This is a genomic window from Sorangium sp. So ce204 (assembly GCF_051526795.1).
GTDB lineage: Bacteria > Myxococcota_A > Polyangia > Polyangiales > Polyangiaceae > Sorangium > Sorangium cellulosum_B.
Genome location: NZ_CP150317.1, coordinates 1,787,940 through 1,808,707 on the forward strand (window position 1 = coordinate 1,787,940; position 20,768 = coordinate 1,808,707).

Consider the following 20,768-nt stretch of genomic DNA (forward strand, 5'->3'; position numbering starts at 1 on the left):
TCACCGCTGCGCCGGTATTGCGTCTGCGCGCCGCGCGCGGGATGTTGCGCGCGTGGCGGGACCACAGGCACCCAGGATCTTGATCTTCCCAGGCGGCCCCTCGGGCGCTGCGCAGGCGCTCGCCGCGGCGCGCGGCCATGTCGCGGTCCCGGCGCGGGACGTCGAGGCCGGGCTGGATCTCCTGGCGACTCAGCCGTTCGACGTGGCCGTGCTGGCGGCCGAGGGGCCGCTCGAGGAAACGCTCGCGCTCTGCCGGCGGCTGCGCGCGGCGCCCGGGGGCGATCGCGTGGCCGTCGTCGCCGTCACCGGGAGCGCGGGCGCGACAGCGGCGCTGCTCGAGGCGGGCGCGACGGTCGTGGCGGCGGCGCTCGATCCGTCGATCGCCATCCAGCTCGACGCGGCGGTGTGGTGGGCGCGGCGGCCGTCGGCGCGCGTGGCCGACCGGGCGCCCGCGGAGCGCGCGCTGCTCGAGCGCGCCGCGCGCTCCTTCGGCGACGCGTCCGCGGAGGTGATCAAGGCCGCGGAGGACGCGCTCCGGACGAGCGAGGAGCGCATGCGGCTCGTCGTGCGCGCCACGAGCGACGCCTTCTGGGACTGGGATCTCTCGTCCGGGCGCGTCACCGGCAGCGAGCGCATGCGGAGCTTCTATGGCACGGGCGGCGCCGACATCGAGGAGGACGCGGTGTGGTGGTTCGAGCGGGTCCACCCCGAGGATCGCGATCGCGTGATGAACGGGCTGCGGCGCGCGATGGAGGGGGGCGAGGGCACGTTCGAGCTCTGGTACCGGTGCCTGCTCGCGGACGGCAGCTACGCCGACGTCCACGACCGGGGCATCGTGCTGCGCGACGCGACCGGCAGGGCGTACCGGATGCTCGGGGCCGTGTCCGACGTCACGGAGCGCCGGCAGATGGAGACGCGGCTCCAGCTCGCCGATCGCATGGCCTCGCTCGGCACGCTCGCGGCCGGGGTGGCGCACGAGATCAACAACCCCCTCGCGTACATGGTCGCGAACGTCGATTTCGCGCGCAAGGAGCTCCGCGCGAAGGGGGCCGGCGCGCGCCTCGACGCGCTCCTCTCGGCGCTCGACGAGGCCGCGGAGGGCGGCTCGCGGGTACGGCACATCGTGGGCGGCCTGAAGACGTTCTCGCGGGCCGACGGCGGCGAGCTCGGCCCGGTCGACGTCGACCCGGTGATCCAGCTGGTGCTGCGGATGGCGCAGCAGCAGATCCAGAGCAAGGCGCGGCTCGTCCTGGAGCTCCGCCCGGTGCCGGCCGTCCACGCGAACGAGGCGCAGCTCGGCCAGGTGATCCTGAACCTGCTCGTGAACGCCGCCCAGGCGCTGCCGGCGGGGAAGGTGTCGGAGAACGAGATCCGGATCTCCACCGCCCCCGCGCCGCCCGGCCGCGTGTGCATCGAGGTGTGCGACACCGGGCCAGGGATCGCGCCGGATCTGCGGAGCCGCATCTTCGACCCGTTCTTCACGACGAAGCCCATCGGGGAAGGGACGGGGCTCGGGCTCGCGATCTGCCACGGCATCGTGACGAGCTTCCGGGGCGAGATCGGCGTCGAGAGCGAGGTCGGCAAGGGGGCGTGTTTCCGCGTGCTCTTGCCTGTCCATGACCATCGCGCGGGGGCAGGCGAGCAGCGCGACGCCGCCTCGGGCGGGGCCTCCGATGAGCTTCCCGAGGAGGCCGCTCAGTAGGCGCTCCGCCGTCCTTGGCGGACGGGCTCCGACGGGCCGCGCGCCGTCCGTGCTCCGGCGCGCCGCGGCGCCGCTCCGCGGGACCGACCGCTTGCCAGGGCCGCGGCGTTCGCTCAAGTTGCGTCACCGGCCCCATGAACACTCGATCGGTCAGGGCCGCAGCTGGGCTGCTCGGCGGGGCGGCAGAGGAAGCGCGCCGCGCGGCGCAGTCCGGTCGTGAGGTTCGGTCATGATCGAGAAAACGGGCCGCATCCTGGTCGTCGAGGACGATCTGGATATCAGGAGCATTCTGACGCAGCTCCTCGTGTTCGAGGGGTACGACGTCGAGGAGGCCGCGGACGGCGCCGAGGCGCTCGCGCTGCTGCGGCGGGACGCGCCGCCCGCGCTGATCCTGCTCGATCTGATGATGCCGGTCATGGATGGGTGGCAGCTCCGCGCCGAGCTCCAGCGCGACCCGGCGCTGGCGTCGATCCCGGTGGTGATCGTGTCCGCCGACGTGCGGGTCGAGCAGGAGGCGTCGCGGCTGCGCGTCGCGGGCCTGCTGAAGAAGCCGCTCCAGATCGAGCCGCTGCTCGAGCTGGTCCACCGCATCTGCGGCGCGCCGGCGTGATGAGCCGGGCGGGGCGCGCGCGCCCATCGAGCGAGATCGCGCGCCAGGGCGGCGCTCACGCGGCCCGGGCGCCCTGATCAGGCTCCGGGGCGCGGCGCTGCCTGACCGGCAGCGCCCGCGGCGGGCGCCGTCCCCTCCGCGAGGCGGCCGGCGCCGTGCTCGTGGAAGTACTCCGCAAGCCGCCTGTCGGCCTCGTCGCCGAAGAGGAGCTCGCACGCCTCGCGGAGGCCGGGCGACCTCGCGAGCGCCTCGCGGCGGAGCAAGAGCGAGATCTTCGTGCGCCGCCGCAGGAAATCATCGAGCTTCGCGATCATCTCGTGCTTCGCGGCGTGGGCGACCTCGCAGCGCAGGTCGTCCGCCCCTTCGAACAGCGGATCGGCCATCCTCGGATCGCGCTGGATGTCCTCGAGCAGCCCGAGCGCCTGCGCGCCATAGCGGCGCCATAGCCGCGTGCTGAGCGTCTCCGAGGCGCGCCGCGGCGTCAGCGCGTCGAGATCGAGGGCGCGCGCCTTGTGGAAGAACTCTTTACGAAGCGCCTCGCCCGGCTCGCCATACCAGCGCTGCGCAGGGCGGGGCAGCGCGACGCCGAGCCGCTGCACGGCGGCGCAGACCTCGTCGCCCACGTTGATGCAATCGGTGAGCTTGCCGCCGAAGATGCTCACGTGGGCCTGCGCCCCGTCCACCTCGAGGGCGTGCTTGCGCGAGAGCTGCAGCCAGTCCTCGCCCTCCCCGCCGCCCTCGACGGCCAGGGGGCGCACCCCGCAGCGCTCGGCGATGACGTCGGCCTCGGTCAGCGGGCGGGGCAGGTTGAGGCGCTTGTTGATGTTGGAGAGCACGAAGCGCCGATCCTCGGGCGTCACCGCCGCGCGCGGGCTCTCGACGCGGGTGTCGGTCGTGCCGATGCACGTCCTCGAGCCCATCGGGATCACGAAGAACAGCCGGCCGTCGTCCGCGAAGAACGTGAGCACCCGCCGGCTCGCGGTGAGCCGATCCACGATGAGGTGGATGCCCTTCGAGAAGATGTGGCGGTGCCTCGTCCGCTGGCCCGTCAGCTCGTTGTGCGCGTCCACGAACGGCCCGCAGGCGTTGACGAGCACGCGCGACCGGACGGCGAGCTCCCTGCCCGACAGGACGTCGCGGGCGCGCGTGACCCACGCGCCCCCCTCGCGCCGCGCGCCGAGCGACTCGACGTAGTTGGCCGCCCGCGCGCCGTGATCGAGCGCCGCGCGCACGAAGCCCCAGACGAACCGCGCGTCGTTGTCGACAAGGTACGCGTCGGAGTACTCGAATCCTCCGTCGCAGCCGTCCAGGTTGATGATCGGCTCCTCCCGCGCGATCGTGCGGCGGGAGAGCAGGCGGGGGATGCGCGTGAAGAAGCTGCCGATGATCCAGTAGAGCCAGGTGCCGAGGAAGAGCTTGAAGAGCCCGTGGCGGAAGCCCCGCTCGTGCGCGGCGTAGAACCGGATCTCCTGCACCGACGACGGGTAGCTCCTGAGGAGGAGGTTCCTCGACGTGCAGAGCTTCCGCACGAGCGGAAACTCGAAGCTCTCCATGTACTTGATGCCGCCCCAGGCGAGGTTCGACGACTCCTGGCTGGTGAATCCGGCGAAGTCGCCCCGATCGATCAGCGCGACCTTCGCCCCCCGCGCGGCGAGGGCCGCGGCCGCGACGGCGCCGTTGATCCCGGCGCCGAGGACGAGGACGTCGAATGTGTCCCGGCTCAAGCTGTCGATGTTCGTGGCCCGCAGCATCGATGGCGATCCGGCGAAGGCGCGGCCGGCGCGCGCCCCATCTGCTTTATCACGTCCCCGCCGCCTCGTGGCGGCGGACGGCGCCCGACGTCTCGCCAGCGTCTCGCTCAGCCCATCAGCCCATCGGCCCAGCTGCCCTCCTCGGCGCGGTACGCGTCGGACGACGGCGCCGGCTGGACGCGGCGCGGGCTGCTCTTCGCCGCGGCGGCGTGGCCGGTGTGGAGGTGCTGCCAGCGCGCCATCTTGGTGTAGACGCCGCCCCGCCGCAGGAGCTCTCCGTGCCCGCCGTGCTCGACGATGCGGCCGCGCTCCATCACGAAGATCTGGTCGCAGTCGACGACCGTGCTCAGGCGGTGGCTCATCAGGACGATCGTCCGCTTCCCCTTCAGGGCCCGCAGCGCCTCGCCGATGGTCCGCTCGTGCTCGGCGTCGAGCCCGTCGGTCGGCTCGTCGATCACCAGGATGGGCGCGTCCGTCAGCAGCGCGCGCGCGATCGCGATGCGCTGCCGCTGGCCGGTCGACAGGTTGAGCCCGCCGTCGGCGATCGCCGTCAGGTAGCCGTCCGGCAGCGCCTCGATGAAGCCGGCCGCCCCCGCCATCTCGGCCGCCCTCCGGATCTCCTGGTCGGTCGCGGAGGGGCGGCCGTAGGCGATGTTCTCCGCGATCGTCGCCGGCAGGAGGATGCTGTCCTGGAGGACGAGCGCGATGTGCCGGCGCAGGTCGGCCACGCGGACCGCGCGCGTGTCGATGCCGTCGAGCCGCAGCGCGCCGCAGGTCGGGTTGTGGAAGCGCGGCAGCAGGCCGAGCAGCGTCGTCTTGCCGGCGCCGACCGAGCCCACGAACGCGACCATCTCGCCCGGCCGGATCGTCGCGTCGAGCCCGCGCAGCACCGGGTGGCCCGGGCGGTACTCGAACCCGACGCCATCGAGCGAGAGCGCGCGCGGCTGGGGCGGGAGGGGGGCCGCGTCGTGCCCGTCGACGACCGCCTGGTCGCGGTCCAGCACCTCGAAGACGCGCTGCGCGCCCGCGACGCCGCCCTGCACCGCGGCGCCGGCGCCGGTCAGCTTGCAGAGCGGGTCGTAGAGCATGCCCAGGTACCCGAGGAACGCCGTCAGCGCGCCGAGCGTCATGCCGGCCTCGCTCCCGCTCGCCCGGGCCTGGACGATGAGGTAGCCGCCGTAGCCGAGCACCAGCGCGCCGCCGAGCCCGAGGATCGAGCCCATGGCGAGCGTGTGGCGGAGCTCGTCGTGGTGGAGCCGGAGCCACGCCTTCACGCTGTTGCGCAGCGTCGTGTGGAAGCGCGCCTCCTCGTCCGCCTCGCGGCCGAACGCCTGGACGAGGCCGATCGACGCCATCGAGCGCTGGACGGACGTCGCGAACTCGCTCTCGACCTCCTTCGCCTCGGTGCACTTCTTGTGCAGCACGCGCCCGAACCTGGCGTTCGTGAGGAGGAGCGGCGGGACGACCGCGAGCGCGAGCAGCGTGAGCTCCAGGCTGCGCGAGGCCATGATGCAGATCATCACGGCGAGCGTCAGCGCGCTCCCCATCACCGCGACCGCCACGTTGAGGATGCCGTGGAACCCGGAGGCGTCCTGGTTGAGCCGGTAGAGCGCGTCCCCCTGCGGCTGCGCCCGGTGATAGCCCATGTGGAGCGCCTGGAGCTTCCGGTACACGTCGCGCCGCACGCGCGTGAGCCCGCCATAGCCGATGCGGAACGTGAGCAAGGCGCGGCCCATGCCCACGAACTCCTGCGCCACGCGGAGGACGAGCGTGATCGCCGCGAGCCCGAGGACGCGGCCGAGCAGGCTGTCCGGGAGCGGCGCGAGCAGGAGGCGGTGGACGAAGTCCCCCGCGCGCGGGCCTGTCGAGATGAGATCCACGATCACGGCGACCGGCCACACCTGGAGCAGGCTGATCGTGATCGAGGCGCAGACCAGCACGGCGAGCGCCCCGAGGCGCGCCCACTCGCCCTTGAAGTAGGCGCCCACCCGGAGGAAGAAGCGGACCCGCTCGGCGCCGGCCGGCTGGCTGGGCGCGGCGCGCGCGGCCGCCAGCTGCGCGGTCGTCCGCGGGGAGTGCCTCGAAAACCTGACCCTGCCTTCGCGCCGAGGCGAAGGATGATAGTGCTTGCGGTGAGCCGGTGCGCTCATGGTTCGCTGAGCTCTCTCCTGTCTACGGCTGAGGTGGTCGTGGGCGGCCCATCTCGGGCCCCGCCTGACGATCCATCGGTTACGACCGGTAGCGAGGTATCGCCGCTGGTGTAACAGCCCGACGCGGACGCGCTCTACGTGAGTACCGGAGAAGAGGTCGGCGCTCGCTGATTTGCTGCGCGGTTGTCCGGGACTCCAGGGCCAATGACGCCGGCGCGGCCAACGGCACAGGCCGACGGCGCGGCCGGCTCTCCGCGCCTACCCGCGAGTCCTGCTCTCGAGCCGCGCGAGCCCGCGGCCGAGGGCGCGCGCCGGCGCGAGGTCGAGCTCCGCCGGCGCGTGATCCGCGCTCGCCTGAGGCGGGCCGCCGCGCTGCGCGGCCCTGCTCGTCGGATCCATCTCCGCGCGTGCGGGGGCCCGGACGAGGACTCCATGGCCGGCGAGGGAGGCGAGCGTCGCCTGGAGCGTCGCGCGCTGCGCTCCCTCTACAGCGGACGGCGAGCAGAACACCGAGGCTACCTTGCCGGCGAGATCTCCCGAGGGCTGCCTCGACCCGTCGAGGAAGCGCCGGATCTCCGCGCACATCGCGCCATAGCGCGCAGGCGAGCCGATGGCGATGCCGTCCGCCCAGAAGAGGTCGTCTTGCCGCGCCAGCGGGACGGAGGCGAGGTGTTCCCGCGCGGCGCGGAGCCGCTCATTCGCCGCGCTCCACCGGTCCTCGATCGCCGTCAGATCGGCGACGCGCCGGAGCCGCACGGTCGCTCCGGCCTGCCTGGCGCCCTGCGCGACGGCGGCCGCGAGCGCGGCCGTGCCGCCATAGCGAGAATAGAAGATCACGGCCACGTTCATGCCGAGCGCGCATGCAGCCCTCATACCGCCGTGCTCCCATGGCCGGAGCGCTCCATGCCGTGTCCGATGAGCTCGCCGCGCGCCCGTCACGGCGTCGTCGAGAACGGCATGAGCGGGGCCCGCTGGCAGGCCCTGCAGCCGTGGATGACGCATGGCGCAGGGCGCGCGGCGCGATTCAAATTGCGCGTCGCGGCCCCGCGCCTTATGGGTCCTTTGATGGTCCGGAGCGGAATGGGCAGGGGCGGCGGCGTCGATGTCCCGCGCGCCCCCGGAAGGGGGGGCGGCGCGGAGCGGGGCGATCGGCCGGCCACGCCGCCGCGCCCTCCGGGCGCGATGGGGCGGAGGCTCGCCGAGCAGGGCCCCTCTCGACGGAGGACGATCTTCATCATCGAGGACGATCCAGGCGTCTGCGATGCGCTCGTGACCGTCCTGCGCGATGAGGGATACGACGTGACGACGGCCGGGGACGGCGCGGACGCGCTGGCCAGGCTCCGCGAGGGGCCGACGCCGGCGCTCATCGTGCTCGATCTGATGATGCCGGGGATGGACGGATACGCGTTCCGCGCGGAGCAGCTGCGCACGCCCGCGATCGCCGACGTCCCCGTGGTCGTGCTGACGGCGGGGGCGGCGCCGCGGGCCACGGAGCTCGGATCGGTCGACATCCTGAAGAAGCCTGTCGATCTCGTCGCGTTGCTCGACGTGGTCGGCCGCAACACCTGAGTCGGCGCCGGGACGCCCGAAACAAACATCGCCGAGAGCGCGGCGCGACGGACGCGTTACAGCGCTTGTTTCCGCTTGCCGGGGCGGCGGTGCGTGCGTCATACGCAGCTCACCGCACGCGGTCGACGAGGGGAGAGAACATGTCGATGGCCCGGCGAAGCATCCTTTGCAGCGTGTCTATGTTCAGCCTCGCTGCGCTCCCCGGATTGTCGGGCGGCTGGGGCGCCGCGCCGGACGGCGACGCGCCTTTGCCGGCGTCGGGGGACGCTCCGTCGCCGGCCAGCGAGCTGTCGAAGGCGGTATTCCAGCACGGCGTGGCGAGCGGGGATCCGCTGCCCGATGCCGTCATCCTCTGGACGCGCGTGACGGCGGGGAAGGCGGGCGCGGTGGCGGTGACATGGCAGATCGCGCTCGACGCCGGCTTCACGCGGATCGTGGGCTCGGGGGCGCTCCTGACGGACGAGGAGCGCGATCACACGGTCAAGGTCGACGCCGGCGGGCTCGACCCGGGGAAGACCTATTATTACCGGTTCATCGCCCTCGGCGGATCGTCGCCCGTCGGGCGCACGAGGACGGCGCCGCGCGGCCGCGCCGGGCGGCTGCGCTTCGCCGTCGCGTCGTGCGCGAGCTATGCGCACGGGCTGTTCCACGGGTACCGGCACATCGCCGCGCGCCTCGACCTCGACGCGGTGATCCACCTCGGCGATTACATCTACGAATTCGGCGCCGGCCAGTACGGGAGCGCGCGGCATTACGAGCCAGCGCACGAGATCGTGACGCTCGCCGACTACCGCGCGCGTTATGCTCAGTACCGGCGCGACAGGGACCTCCAGGCGGCGCACCAGCAGCACCCGTTCATCACGGTCTGGGACGACCATGAGCTGGCGAACAACACATGGAAGGGCGGCGCGGGGAACCACGCGTGGCCTGCCGAGGGGTCGTGGGAGGAGCGCAGGGCGGTCGCGCAGCGCGTCTACGCGGAGTGGATGCCGATCCGCGAGCGCGGCGAGGAGCTGCGCGGCGCCGGCCGGATCTGGCGCGCGCTGCGCTACGGCGATCTCGTCGACCTCTTCCTGCTCGACACGCGCTCCTGGGGGCGCGACCGGCAGGCCGACCCGGGCGACCGCGCGGCGATCGAGGCGCCGGCGCGGACGATGCTCGGGCGCGATCAGGAGGCGTGGCTGCGCGCGGAGCTCGCGGGCTCGACGGCGGCGTGGAAGGTCATCGGTCAACAGGTGCTGATGGGCCAGCTCCCGCAGGACCTGAACACGGACGCGTGGGACGGGTATCCGGCGGCGCGCCAGCGCTTCTTCGAGCTCCTCGACGAGGAGCGCGTGCGCGACGTCGTCGTGCTCAGCGGCGACACCCACGCGTCGTGGGCGATCGATCTCGCGCCGGCGCCGCTCGATCCGGCGCGCTACGACGCCGCGACGGGCCGGGGCGCGCTGGCGGTCGAGATCGCGGTGCCGGGGATCACCTCCCCGTGGCTCACCGAGGAGCAGGCCCGGGCGGCCGAGCCGCTGTTCCTCGCGAACCCGCACGTCAAGTACGCCGACCTGTGGCGCCGCGGGTACGCGGTGCTCGACGTGACGCCGGAGCGCGTGCAGGGCGCGTGGTTCCTGTACGATGCGCCCGAGCGCCCGGAGGTCGACGAGGTGTTCGCCGCGGCGTTCGCCGCGCGCCGCGGCGAGAGCCACCTGGTCCGGGAGGAAGCGGCGGCGCCCGCCATCGACGACCCGCCCGAGGCCGCGCCGCGCGTGAGCTGACCTGGAGCCGGCGTGCGGCGGGCCCGCGAAGCCCGCGAAACCACGAGGCTCCTCCGCCGGCTGGTGGTACGATCCGTCCCTGCGATATGCTTAGCGGGCGTTCTGCTGGTCCTTTCGTGAGCTTCTGGCTTGCTGTCGCCGCGATCGGGTGTGCGGGCGAGCGTCCGTCGCAGCCCGAGGGGTGGGACGGCGCGGTGGCGCTGCGACCGGCGCGCGATCTCGACGCGAGGCCGGGGGTGCTCGAGGTCGATCTGACGGCGCGTGTCGAGGACGTGGAGATCGTGGCCGGCACGAAGACGCCGACGTGGACCTACAACGGCGGGCTCCCCGGCCCGCTGCTGCGCGCCCGGGTGGGAGATCGCGTGATCGTGCACTTCCGCAACGAGCTGCCGGCGCCCACGACGGTCCACTGGCACGGCGTGCGTTTGCAGGCGGCGATGGATGGCGCGCCCGGGCACAGCCAGCCCGAGACGCCGCCGGGCGGAGGCTTCACGTACGACTTCGTGGTGCCGGACGCGGGGCTCTACTGGTACCACCCGCACGTCGACTCCGCGGTGCAGGCGGGCAACGGCCTCTACGGCCCGCTGCTGGTCGAGGATCCGGACGAGCCCGCGGCGCTCGGCGACGAGCTCGTGCTCGTGCTCAGCGACATCAGCGTGCGCGAGGGCGGCTTGCTCGAGGACCCGGAGGCGGGCGGCAACCTCGGCACGCTGTTCGGGCGCGAGGGCGACCTCCTGCTCGTCAACGGGCGCGTCAACCCGGTGATCGGGGCGCGCGCCGGGCTCAGGCAGCGGTGGCGCATCGTCAACGCAGCCAAGTCCCGCTATTACCAGCTCCTGATCACGGATCACCGCTTCACCCGCATCGGCGGCGACGGCGGGCTCCTGGAGCACCCGGTCGAGGAGGACAGGATCCTGCTCACCCCCGGAGAGCGCGCCGACGTGCTCGTGACGCCGCGCGGGGCGCCGGGCGCGACGCTCTCGGTGCGCTGGGTGCCCTACGATCGCGGCTACGGCACGACCTTCGGGAGGCCCGAGGTCGAGGCGTTCCGGCTGCGCCTCGCGGACGAGCCCCTGGCCGAGGACGAACCGCTCCCCGCGATCGCGCGGGGCATCGAGGCGCTCGACACGGCGGCGGCGAGGCGCGTCGATCTGCAGCTGACGCGGGAGGAGGGCCCGGGCGACCTCGTGATGGGCATCAACGGCGTGCCCTCCTGGGAGGCGGAGCCGCTCGTGGCGGCGGTGGGCGAGACCGCGGTGTGGACCGTCGAGAACACGATGGAGTTCGATCACCCGTTCCACCTGCACGGCTTCTTCTTCCAGGTGCTCGGCGCCGATGGCCAGCCGGTGAGGCCGCTCGCGTGGAAGGACACGGTGAACGTGCCTGTCGACGGCGCGGCGCGCTTCGCGGTGCGTTACGACAACCGGCCTGGCATGTGGATGTTCCACTGCCACATCCTCGATCACGCCGACGCGGGCATGATGGGGATGCTGCAAGTCGTACGGTGAGCGCGCCGAGCGCGGTGAGCGCGGCGAGACGCGGCGAGACGCGGCGGCGGGGGAAGGCGGCGAAGCGCGCGGAGCGGGACGCGGGGGGCGAGCGGCGCGCGGCTGGGTTGATAACAGCGCTGTAGAAAAACAGGGGCTCTGTCGGTATCTCGCACAACCCATCACCTCCGCCGCGGCGGGAGGGGGATGCGAGGGGAGGGCGATGCGAGGCGCGGAAAGGCATGATCCCGAGACGGGGACGCCCTGGATCGGGTAGGATGGGAGCGTGGTAGATCTCGATGCGATCTCGGACCGAACCTACGTGGCTGCGGGGGCGGACTTCGCGTTCGTGATCACCCGGCGGGGGCGGGTCATCACCAAGCGCGTGCCGCGCGACATGCCCAGGGAGGGCCGCGGCCAGATCGTCGAGGCGGCGCAGAGCCTCGGGGAGCGAGGGCGGCTCGGGTGCGTCGAGCTGCGGCGCGAGGATCTGGTGCCGTACGGGGGCGCGGCGCCCGTCGACGTGTACTTCGGCGTGGCCGCCGAGGCGATCCTCTGCGTGGTGATGCCCACGTGGGCGGACCGGCGGGACGTGGCGTCTGCGATCGAGCGCGGCCTGCGTGCCATCGACGAGGGGACCCCGGCGGCGCCGCAGCCGGTCCGGGGCGCGCCGCGGCGCACCCGGTCGCGGCCGCGGGGGGAGGCGGTGCCTGCCTCGGCGCGCCGGCCGGTCGGTGAGGTGCGCGAGGTGCCGCCGGCCATCTGCGGGGCCGCGGTCGTGTGCGAGGCGCCGGCCCCGGCCTCGAGGCGCCCGCCGCCGCCGTCGCCGCCGGCCCGCAAGCGGAGCGCGGTCGCGGGGCTGGCCCTCCTCGCCAACGGGGGGCCGCCGCGGTCGCTGGCGCGCCCGGTGGCGCTGCGCGAGGCGCCGGCGTCGCCCGGGGCGCCGGCGCGGCCGGCCGGGTCGCTGCCGGACATCCGCATCGGCGAGGCGACGCTCGGGCGCGAGAGCCTCGACGCCATCGGGCGAGAGCTCGGCGGGGCGTGGCCGTCGGCGCCCGAGATCCGGGCCGGCGCGGCGTCGCCGGGGGAGGGGGCCGTGGCGGCGGTCGGGGTGGAGATGCCGGAGCCGGCGCGGGTGGGATCGATGCCGGAGGCGGTGCGCCTCGAGCTGGTGAGCATCAGCCGCGAGAGCCTGATGGAGATCGCGGCCGAGGAGGGGCGCATGGCGGCGGCGGGGCCGAGGCCGTGGGTGCCGCTGGTGCGGCCCGCGCAGATCACGCGGCCGTGGGAAGAGCCGCCCGAGGAGGCGGGGCGCATCGGCGAGGCCGAGAGCGGTGCCGGCGAGGCGGGATGAAATCTCCGCGCTAGAGACGATACCCCGGATCGCGCGGCAGCTTGCCGTCGACGCGAAGCACCTTGACGTCATTCCCCGCCGCGGACGCGCGAACGAACCCGATCGCCCCGTCCACCCTGCCCACGATCCAGACGACCGTAGCCGCGTTCGGCACGCTCTTCGGCGGACCGGATTGGCCACGAATCTTGCGATCGATCCAGTAGAGACCCACCTCCTCGGGTGACATGCCGAGGACCGCCTCGTCGAAGGCGATGCGCTCCGGAGCGGCCCTGGGATAGGTGACGGGCACCAGCAGCTTCCCGTTCACCATGACCTGGCTGCCCATGTACGCGCGCTTCAGATCTCCGAACGAGATCCCCTCCGCGGGGAAGCTCTTCGAGACGACGATCGCCAGAGGTCCCAGGTCTCCCGCGCCGTACGTCTCCTCCGGCGCTGCCGTGACCACCGCCGCGAACACCAACGCGCACGACGTCAAGAGGGTTCTTCGAGCGATCATGCTAGAAACTCCACGCGGCCTGCGTGATGAACTGATCCAAATCGATGCTCTTCTCTTTCAGGTAGGGCATCCATACATGCACGCCCACGACCTTCAGCACGACGTTCTCCGTGGGGCGTATGTTCAAGCCCCCGACGATATCGCACGCCTCGTACACGAAGCTGGATTTGCCCGTGCGGTCGTATTCGAAGCCGAACCAGGGCATGATGCCGTACCAGGGCAATCGATAACCCGTCTGAAAGTAGAAGCCCCAGCCACGGTTGTCAGGGGTCCATGTCCCTGGCGTAAGGCCGGCAGGCCGGTGGTCGTCGTCGTAGCGTACATCATGCATGATGTACTCGGACTGGAACAGGAAGCCGCCCCAGGTGTACTTGAGATCTGCGGCCAGGCCGAGCTCGTCGTACCTCGCGGTGACCGGGAAGCTGGTAGCGAACGCGCCGTCCTCCAGCGTCGTGACCTGCGCGGCGTCGGTGTAGCGGCCCTTGTAGCCCGATGTGCCGACGGCGACGTTGCCGAACGGAGTGTCTTGCCGTAGCCAGAGGCGCCAGCCGACCGCCTTGTTGTTGTCCAGGTCCATGTAGCTGTCGACCGGGCCACGGCCATTGGACAGCGTAAGGTGGTACCCTATCTGCGTGTCACCGATGCCATGACTTCCATGCGCCTCGATGCCGGTTTGTCGCTGGGGCAGCCACTCGGAGCCGACGATATAGGGTCGCGTGACGCTCAGGATGACGGGTGTCCCGTGGTCCACGTTCCAGATCCCGTACGGGGTAAGCCACTGTCCGAGCCGGACGTTGAAGAGCGGATGGGCGGCGTATTCGAGCCACGCGCGCTCGATGACCACCCCGCCCACCTTCTTCGGCCGATTGAAGTCGGTGTAGTCTGGAAAGGCAGCGCTGATACGGGCGCTCTGGAACGTCGCCGGGTCGGTCACGATCGCCCCGTCCGGCAGGTAAGTGAAGCGGAGCTCGATCAAGGAGCGGAACTTCTTGCCCAGGTTCGAGTCGAGGTAGACGTTGAGGTTGCCGACGTAGAACGTCGGGTTCGGGCCCACTCCGGTCAAGGCCCCGGAGGTCTTCTCGTCGCTGAGCAGCGTGGCGAAGGTGAAATCAGCGAAGCCGTAGACGCTGAGCTTGGTCTCTTCGGAGGTGAGCTCCTCGGCGACTTCCTCGCCGGCCAGCGCTTGAGCGAGCGATTCTCCGCCGGCTCCCGGCGCAGCGCCCGCGTCGACCGGGCCGGTAGCCCCTGCCTGGGGTCGAGGCGCCGCGGCGCTCGAAGCCGCGCTGGCCGCCGGCGAAGGTGTGTTTGCTGCGCCCGGCTCTGCGCTCGCGGCAGGTTGAGCCGGAGGCGCTGGCTCCGGAGGTTGGACGGCGCCCGAGCCGTCCGGTGCCGGAGCCTGTCCGGAGGGGGCCGCCGGACCCGTGGCCTCCGCAGGCGTCGGAGCTGCTTGTGCCGCCGCGTACGACGACCCGAGCAACAGCGCGGAGGAGACGGCGAAGGCAAGGTGAACGGGCACGCCGCGGAGCTCAATGGATCGCGTCTTCAATTGGGGCAGCTCCCTTCCGCGACGCACTGGTATTGCTCGACTCCATAGGCGGTAAGGTCGCAGCACACGGTGCCGGTGAAGCAATTGTTCGGCGAGAGCGTGCAGCCTTGAACCTGACACTTCTGCGTCAGCTGGACATTGCAGTACGTGGCCTCGGTCCCCGCGCAATCCGCGTCGCCGGCGCAGGGCTTCCCCGCGCCGATCGGCGGTCGGCGACAGTAGGATGGGGCGACCGTGAGGTCGCACATGTATCCAACGGCGCAGTCGGCGGGGCCCTCGCATCCCTGGCTGGTGCAGTAGCCGCTGGTCCCCGAGGCGGCGTGACAGTAGCTGTACGCGGCTTCGGGGCAAGGGGTCGTCGCGGTGTCGCACGCCGCAGCCAGGCCGGCCGGGGTCGCGGTGCATGGCGCCTCGGCGGACGCCCTGCTGAACCCGGGCGCGCATTCGCACGCCCCTGTGGCTCCGGTCACCTCGTTCTCGCCACACGCCGAGCAGGACGCCGCGGCGTCAGCGCGGCCATATCCGGCTTTGCAGAGGCAGCCGCTCGGCCCGACCTCTTCGTTCTCGCCACAGCGCACGCAGCCCGCCGCCGTCGCAGCATGACCCTCGGCGCAGACGCAGACCTCAAAGTACTCCGACTCGGCCCTGAGGGTCTGGCCAGGTCCACAGGGCTTTTCGCTGTCGTAAACGCAACCAAGGAACGAAAAAGCAACGGTATTGGCCATCAGAAAGACTCGCCCCCATCGGCGTGACGCCGAGGGGGGAGGTCCATGCAGCAGTCTCGCAGACATCACGCTCATTCCTCGTTGTTGGGTTCGTTACACAACCTTCGAACGCAGGGTTTGCAAGAGGAGCGAACCTCTCTGTTGTCGGGCCCACCGGAGGGCAGCCCGGCTGCCGCCGTCGTAGCTGGTCTGCTCCAATCCCAGCGTGCCCGTCCACTGCGGCCATGCCCCCGAACTGTCCGCACAGGAATAATCCTACAGGGATCTGCGGCCAGTGGAAGACGCAATCTGCGCACCTGGGAGGGCAGCTCGGCGCAGGGCGACCCGAACTCGCGCTGCGCGCCGCGGAGCTGCGTGGCGTCTTACAGGCGTCAGGCGGCTCCGCCTGCGCGCCGGTGTGAGCGATTGCGCTACAGTTGGGCCGCCTGGTCGTCGCCGCCTCGATCTCGGGCGCATGACGTGACGCGACGCCCGTCGAGGTGACGGGGCGCGGCGGACGCGCCGGCGCCGCCGCCGGGGCGCTCAGGGGCTCATCGTGGCGACGAAGACATCGGCGCCGGCCGCGTGGGGGATCGGCCCGGTCCCGAAGTCCGTCGGTCCCTCGGCAGCGCCGGTGATGGCGATCGTGCCGTTCGGAGAGACGGCGATGTCGTTCGCGTGCGCGTCGAAGCTGCTCGTCCAGAGCGCCGTCCCGGCCGCGTCGAGTCTGGAGAGCCCGTCGCCGGCGATGACGATGCCGCCGGAGCCATCCAGGGCGATCGCATTGCCGAACGGGATCGAGCGGCTGAAGACATGCTCGCCCGCGGCGTCCAGCTTGACGAGCACCGGGCCCTCGGGGAGCACGCCGCCGCCGACGTCGACGGTCCCGTCGGTGTAGGCCGTCAGGAGGATCTCGTCTTCGGCGGTGATCGCCAGCGCGAGGGCCGACGCTCCGAGCTCCGCCTCGGAGGGATCCGAGGGACCGAACTGGCGGCTCCAGACCACGCCGCCGGCCGGGGTGCGCTTCTGGACGGTGAACCCGTGAGGGCAGGGGCAGGACGGCTGACCGGAGATGGACGCGCTCGTCGTGATGACATCGCCAGCGCTGTCGACCGCGAGAAGAACGTCGTCGCTCTGGTGCTGGTCGTCGTTGTGGGACGGGATCGCCGTCGCGAGCGGTTGAGTCCAGAGGATGTTTCCTGCGGGATCCAGCTTCGCCAGGGAGGGGGTCGACGGGGCCAAGAGCGGGGCAAACGCCACATAGGCACTCCCGAGGGCGTCGACGGCGAGCCGCCCGAAGAGCTTGTAACCGAACCAGTCCGACGCGACGGCTCTCTGGCTCCAGATGTGATTCCCCTCGGGGTCGAGCTTGGCGACGAAGATCGCCTCTTCCCAGCCCGACGCCTGGAGCGCGCAGCCGCCGAAGCTCACGGCCGACATCCCTTGCCTGTAGTTGCCGGCTAGCAACACATTGCCGCTTCCATCGACGGCGAGGGCGCGGCCGGTCTCCGCCAGGTCGCTGCCGAAGCGCTTGCTCCAGAGCAACGCGCCGGCGGGATCGAGCTTGAGGAGGAACACGTCCGTCTCGCCTGCGCTGGTCAGCGGGCCGGCGCCGAAGTCGACGGTACCTTCGAAGGTGCCGATGACGTAGGTGTTGCCTGCGGCGTCGCTCCCGATGGACCAGCCCACGTCGGCGCCGGCGCCGCCATATCCCCGCGACCATGGTGGCTGCGGAGGGCAGTGGGGCTCGCCGTCGCAGCTCTCGTCCTCCGGTGTCACGCAGACCTCTGCGGCGGGCGTCACCTCGCCGATGCAGGGCCCATACCCGGCACCATCGGGGAGGCATGTCTGCGTTCCAGGAGCGCAGCGCCCGACGCCCCGGGTCCCGGCGGGGCCGGTGTAACATGCGACGACCGAGCCCGGCGCGCACGTCGCCGGCGCGTCGCCGCCGGTCGAGCCGCCGCCGTCACCGCTCGATGCTGCTCCGCCGCCGCCGCCGTCATCGTCGCCGCCGCTCGCCGGCGGGTTGAAGACGACGACGTAGGCGTCGTTGGACCCTACATAGGGAATCGGGCTGGTCCCGAAGTCCACGGGGCCACCCGCGAGACCGGTGACGGCGATCGCGCCGTTCGGGGACAAGGAGATATCCCGCGCATCTGCGTCGAAGTCGATCGACCAGAGCTCCGTCCCGCTCGCGTCGAGCTTCGCGAGGCCGCGTCCGGCGATGACGATGTCGCCCGCGGGATCCAGCGCGATCCTGTCGCCGAAGCGGACCGAGCGGCTGAAGAGGGGTTCGCCCGCGGCATCCAGCTTGAGGAGGACGGAGCCGGCGGGGAGGGGCCCGCTGCCGAAGTCGATGGATCCATCCGTCGTGCCCGTCACGAGGATCTCGTCCGCCGCATCGATCGCCACGGCGTGCGCCGTCACGCCGCCGCCAAACACAGGGTCGCTGGATATGAAATTTTGCACCCAGAGGGGATCGCCGGTCGGAGAGTATTTGGAGACCACGAACCTGGTTGGAATGCCCTCGAAGCTCAAGCCGTGGGTCACCACCGCCACGACGTTGCCGGCGCTGTCGAGCGCGAGCCCCGCGCCGCGAGCATAGTATCCTGGCAACGTCTCCCACCAGAGGGTGGCCTTGCTCGCGGCGTCGATCTTGATGAGCTGGGCCTGCTCCCACTGGAGGTACACGACATACATATCGCCGTGAGCATCGACGGCGATCTGCTCGACGGAGTGCACCGCTGGAGCAGCGTAGGGACCATTGCTCCAGATGTGATTGCCGTCGGGATCGAATTGGGCCACGAAGAAGGATACCAACGGGGCGATGTCTTGGAGGGGGAGGGGACACCCGCCCAGATCGATGCTCGGCATCCCGTACGAGTCCATGTACACGCCGGTGAGGAAGACGTTTCCGTTCTCGTCGACGGTCACGGCGCCCCCCCGCTCGTTCAGCTCGGTCCCGATGCGCTTGCTCCAGAGCACCGCGCCCGAGGGATCGAGCTTGATAAAGAGGATGTCCCCCTCTCCGGCGCTGGTCACGGGGCCGGTGCCGAAGTCGACGGTTCCTCGGAAGGTGCCCGAGACGTAGGTGTTGCCCGATGCGTCGCTCGCGACGGAGAAGCCCTCGTCGACGCCAGGGCCGCCGAAGCCCAGCGCCCAGGCCGGCGGCTGAGCGCAGCGGGGCTCGCCGTCGCAGCTCTCGTCCGCCGGCGTGGCGCAGCGCTCTCGATCGGGTGTCACCTCGCCTGCGCACGCGCCGTAGCCGAAGCCGTCGGGGCGGCAGGTCTGCGTCCCGGAAGCGCAGCGCCCGACGCCCTTCGTCCCAGCAGGACCTGTGTAGCAGGCGACGACCGAGCCCGGCACACATGTGCCCGGCGAGCCGCCGCCACCACCGGTCGAGCTGCTGCCGCCGCCGGTGCCAGGCGCGCCGCCATCGCCGCCGGTGCAAGGCGCGCCGCCTTCTCCGCCAGTGCCAGATGCGCCGCCGGTGCCAGGCGCGCCGCCGTCGTTCGATCCGCCGGCACCCTCTGTGGCGCTGCTGCTGCTCGCCCCCGGAGTGCCGCCGCTGCCGCCTGTGCCTCCTGCGCCGCCGTTACCTCCGCCGCGCGCGATGGGCTCGCACGCGGTGAGGCCAACCAGGGCCGTGATGGTCAGTGCGGATGCTGCCCGCCGGCAACCCTTGAGGCTCCAACCACGACGCGCAATGTGTTCGGCCATGGCAACGCTTCGTTGCTCGACATGAGCCGCATATTCATCAGGCCTCCAAATAAGCGAGGAGCCACTGGACGATTTTCTTTTGAATGATCCTGTGTACTCTTTCACCTCAAAACCTGCCTTCGCACCTCGAAAACGATGACCTGATCCCCTGCAAGCGGATCAGGACGGGCAATGACGTGTCTGATGCGTAAATGTGTAACATGATTAACGAAATTTCCGTTTCGCGGGCGCGTTGGTGGCGAGGAGTAGTCCAGTGAAGCGCGAATTTTTCATGCGGCGGCACGGCACATGAACCAACAAGCTCGAACCGCTTTCTCGGTATTGCTCGTGGCAGCTTCGATGGGCGCGGCCGGGCCGGCCTATGCCAGCGTGTCCGTCTCGGGGAATGTGACGCCCGCTGTCGCTGACCCGGGCGACCCGTGGGATCTCGGGGCGAATGCGCTGGTGGTCGGCAGCGCGCTCGACGCGGAGGAGCCGATGGGAGAGGTGATCGTCAGCCACCAGGGGACGTTGATCAGCGCCGGCGCCTCGGTGGCGGCGGTCGCCTACTCCAGCGGCAGGGTCCAGGTCATCGGATACGGCTCGCGATGGATCAATGATGGGCAGCTCGCGCTCGGGCTTCGCGCCGGGGCGTCCGGCTCGCTCCTCGTGCGGCGGGGCGCCCAGGTGACCACCGACGACCTCGTGCTCGGCGTGCGCGGCTACGCGGCCATGGGATACGTGCTCGTCGAGGGGTACGACGCCTCCCTGACGAGCCACACGAACGCGTACATCGGCCGCTCGGAGGAGCTCAGCGTCCTCGAGATCAAGCAGGGAGGGAGCTTCTTCTCGAACAACGTATTCATCGCGACGTGCCCGATCTGCCAGGGCGACGTGACCGTCACGGGCTCCGCGACGAGGTGGGTCAACACGGGCGAGTTCGTCGTGGGCGCGAACGGCGGCGCGAGGCTGCGCATCGAGCAGGGGGCCCAGGTCTTCACCGCGAACGCGCAGATCGAGACCTATCCCGGCGAGCCCAGCTACTTCGCGAGCTCGGCGATCGTGAGGGGCTGGGACGCCACCTGGACCAACGAGGGGCTGCTGCGCGTCGGGGCCGCCGGCCATGGCGAGCTCACGGTCGGCGCTTATGGAACCCTCGTGACGGAAGACACGGAGATCCGCTCCACGTACGGCCACGGGTTCGTCCGGGTGAACGAGCCCTACGCGTCATGGCGCAACAGCGGCGATGTGACGATCTACGCGACCTTCTCGATTTCCCCGTCGCTCCTCGTCGACGGGCGAGGCGAGGTCAGCATCGGCGGCCTCCTCCGGATCACGCCGCTGGTCGAAGGCGCAGCGCCTGGCCCGGAGCCCATCGTGCGCCTCACGCGCGGGGTGCTCGCCGCGGGCGCGATCGAGATCCAGGCGCGCGACTTCGACTTCGCCGGAGGCCGCCTGAGCACTGGCAGCTTCGTCGGCGATCTCGCCAATACGCAGGCCGGCGCGCTGTCCGTGGGAGAGGTCTACGCCTCGACGGACGTGGCCGGCGATTACAGCCAGGGCCCGAGCGCCACGCTGAGCGCCACCGTCGCGGGCCCGGGCGCCGCGCCGCTCCTGGTCGTGGACGGGGACGTGAGCCTCGATGGCGTGCTGGAGGTGGTCCCGGCAGGCGACACGGCGCCGTTCCAGGCCGGGGACACCGTCGCCCTGCTCGGCTGGAGCGGAGAGCTGACAGGGGCCTTCGCTGACGTGCACATCGCCCTGCCGCTCGCCCCCGGGCTCGCCTGGGATACCTCCGCGCTGTACACGACCGGAGAGATCACCGTCGTGCCTTCCGCCTGAGCGGAGGCGCGGCACGACGGGAGCTCCACGTCGGGCCGCGCTCGCCCGAGCGGCGACGGGCCGGCCGGCGCGACGTCACCAGGTCCGGGGCG

The 20,768-nt window shown here is 71.5% G+C and carries 14 protein-coding genes; 7 read left to right on the forward strand and 7 right to left on the reverse strand.

All coding sequences use genetic code 11. The annotated features are described in order from the left end of the window. The first annotated feature begins 79 nt into the window (after positions 1-79). Positions 80-1,702 carry an ATP-binding protein gene (locus tag WMF22_RS06685; protein WP_438035225.1) on the forward strand — a complete coding sequence of 541 codons (1,623 nt, stop codon included), beginning with the start codon at positions 80-82 and terminating at the stop codon, positions 1,700-1,702. 229 nt (positions 1,703-1,931) lie between these two features. Further along, complete coding sequence (locus WMF22_RS06690; RefSeq protein WP_437298266.1) at positions 1,932-2,312, forward strand: response regulator; 381 nt, start codon at positions 1,932-1,934, stop codon at positions 2,310-2,312. Between the two features lie 77 nt (positions 2,313-2,389). On the opposite strand, the gene WMF22_RS06695 is transcribed toward WMF22_RS06690, so the two are convergent. The 3 genes from WMF22_RS06695 to WMF22_RS06705 all read right to left on the reverse strand — a co-directional run bounded on the left by WMF22_RS06695 (position 2,390) and on the right by WMF22_RS06705 (position 7,086). After that, positions 2,390-4,063, reverse strand: coding sequence for a glycerol-3-phosphate dehydrogenase/oxidase (locus tag WMF22_RS06695; protein ID WP_438035226.1), 1,674 nt, complete (start codon positions 4,061-4,063; stop codon positions 2,390-2,392). Between the two features lie 107 nt (positions 4,064-4,170). Then, positions 4,171-6,213, reverse strand: coding sequence for an ABC transporter ATP-binding protein (locus tag WMF22_RS06700; protein ID WP_438035227.1), 2,043 nt, complete (start codon positions 6,211-6,213; stop codon positions 4,171-4,173). Positions 6,214-6,471: 258 nt separating this feature from the next. Next, positions 6,472-7,086, reverse strand: coding sequence for an NAD(P)H-dependent oxidoreductase (locus WMF22_RS06705; RefSeq protein ID WP_437298269.1), 615 nt, complete (start codon positions 7,084-7,086; stop codon positions 6,472-6,474). A 192-nt stretch (positions 7,087-7,278) separates the two neighbouring features. Here WMF22_RS06705 and WMF22_RS06710 point away from each other — a divergent pair, with 192 nt between their 5' ends. The 4 genes from WMF22_RS06710 (at position 7,279) to WMF22_RS06725 (ending at position 12,389) form a co-directional block, all read left to right on the forward strand. Continuing rightward, positions 7,279-7,782, forward strand: a complete 504-nt coding sequence (locus WMF22_RS06710; protein WP_438035228.1) for a response regulator — start codon at positions 7,279-7,281, stop codon at positions 7,780-7,782. Between the two features lie 179 nt (positions 7,783-7,961). Beyond that, positions 7,962-9,548, forward strand: a complete 1,587-nt coding sequence (locus tag WMF22_RS06715; protein WP_438035229.1) for an alkaline phosphatase D family protein — start codon at positions 7,962-7,964, stop codon at positions 9,546-9,548. A 116-nt stretch (positions 9,549-9,664) separates the two neighbouring features. Then, positions 9,665-11,056 carry a multicopper oxidase family protein gene (locus tag WMF22_RS06720; protein WP_438035230.1) on the forward strand — a complete coding sequence of 464 codons (1,392 nt, stop codon included), beginning with the start codon at positions 9,665-9,667 and terminating at the stop codon, positions 11,054-11,056. A gap of 265 nt (positions 11,057-11,321) precedes the next feature. Further along, entirely contained in the window at positions 11,322-12,389 is a 1,068-nt protein-coding gene (locus tag WMF22_RS06725) for a hypothetical protein (protein WP_437298273.1), read from the forward strand. Positions 12,390-12,399: 10 nt separating this feature from the next. Here WMF22_RS06725 and WMF22_RS06730 read toward each other — a convergent pair whose 3' ends face one another. From WMF22_RS06730 to WMF22_RS06745, 4 genes are all read right to left on the reverse strand, one after another. After that, complete coding sequence (locus WMF22_RS06730) at positions 12,400-12,885, reverse strand: hypothetical protein (protein ID WP_437298274.1); 486 nt, start codon at positions 12,883-12,885, stop codon at positions 12,400-12,402. 1 nt (position 12,886) lies between these two features. Then, complete coding sequence (locus tag WMF22_RS06735) at positions 12,887-14,401, reverse strand: hypothetical protein (RefSeq protein ID WP_437298275.1); 1,515 nt, start codon at positions 14,399-14,401, stop codon at positions 12,887-12,889. Between the two features lie 26 nt (positions 14,402-14,427). Continuing rightward, a complete protein-coding gene (locus WMF22_RS06740; RefSeq protein ID WP_438035231.1) occupies positions 14,428-14,901 on the reverse strand; it encodes a hypothetical protein in 474 nt (157 codons plus the stop codon). Positions 14,902-15,678: 777 nt separating this feature from the next. After that, complete coding sequence (locus WMF22_RS06745; RefSeq protein ID WP_438035232.1) at positions 15,679-18,855, reverse strand: hypothetical protein; 3,177 nt, start codon at positions 18,853-18,855, stop codon at positions 15,679-15,681. A gap of 327 nt (positions 18,856-19,182) precedes the next feature. Here WMF22_RS06745 and WMF22_RS06750 point away from each other — a divergent pair, with 327 nt between their 5' ends. Beyond that, complete coding sequence (locus WMF22_RS06750; RefSeq protein ID WP_438035233.1) at positions 19,183-20,676, forward strand: hypothetical protein; 1,494 nt, start codon at positions 19,183-19,185, stop codon at positions 20,674-20,676. The last annotated feature ends 92 nt before the right edge of the window (positions 20,677-20,768 follow it).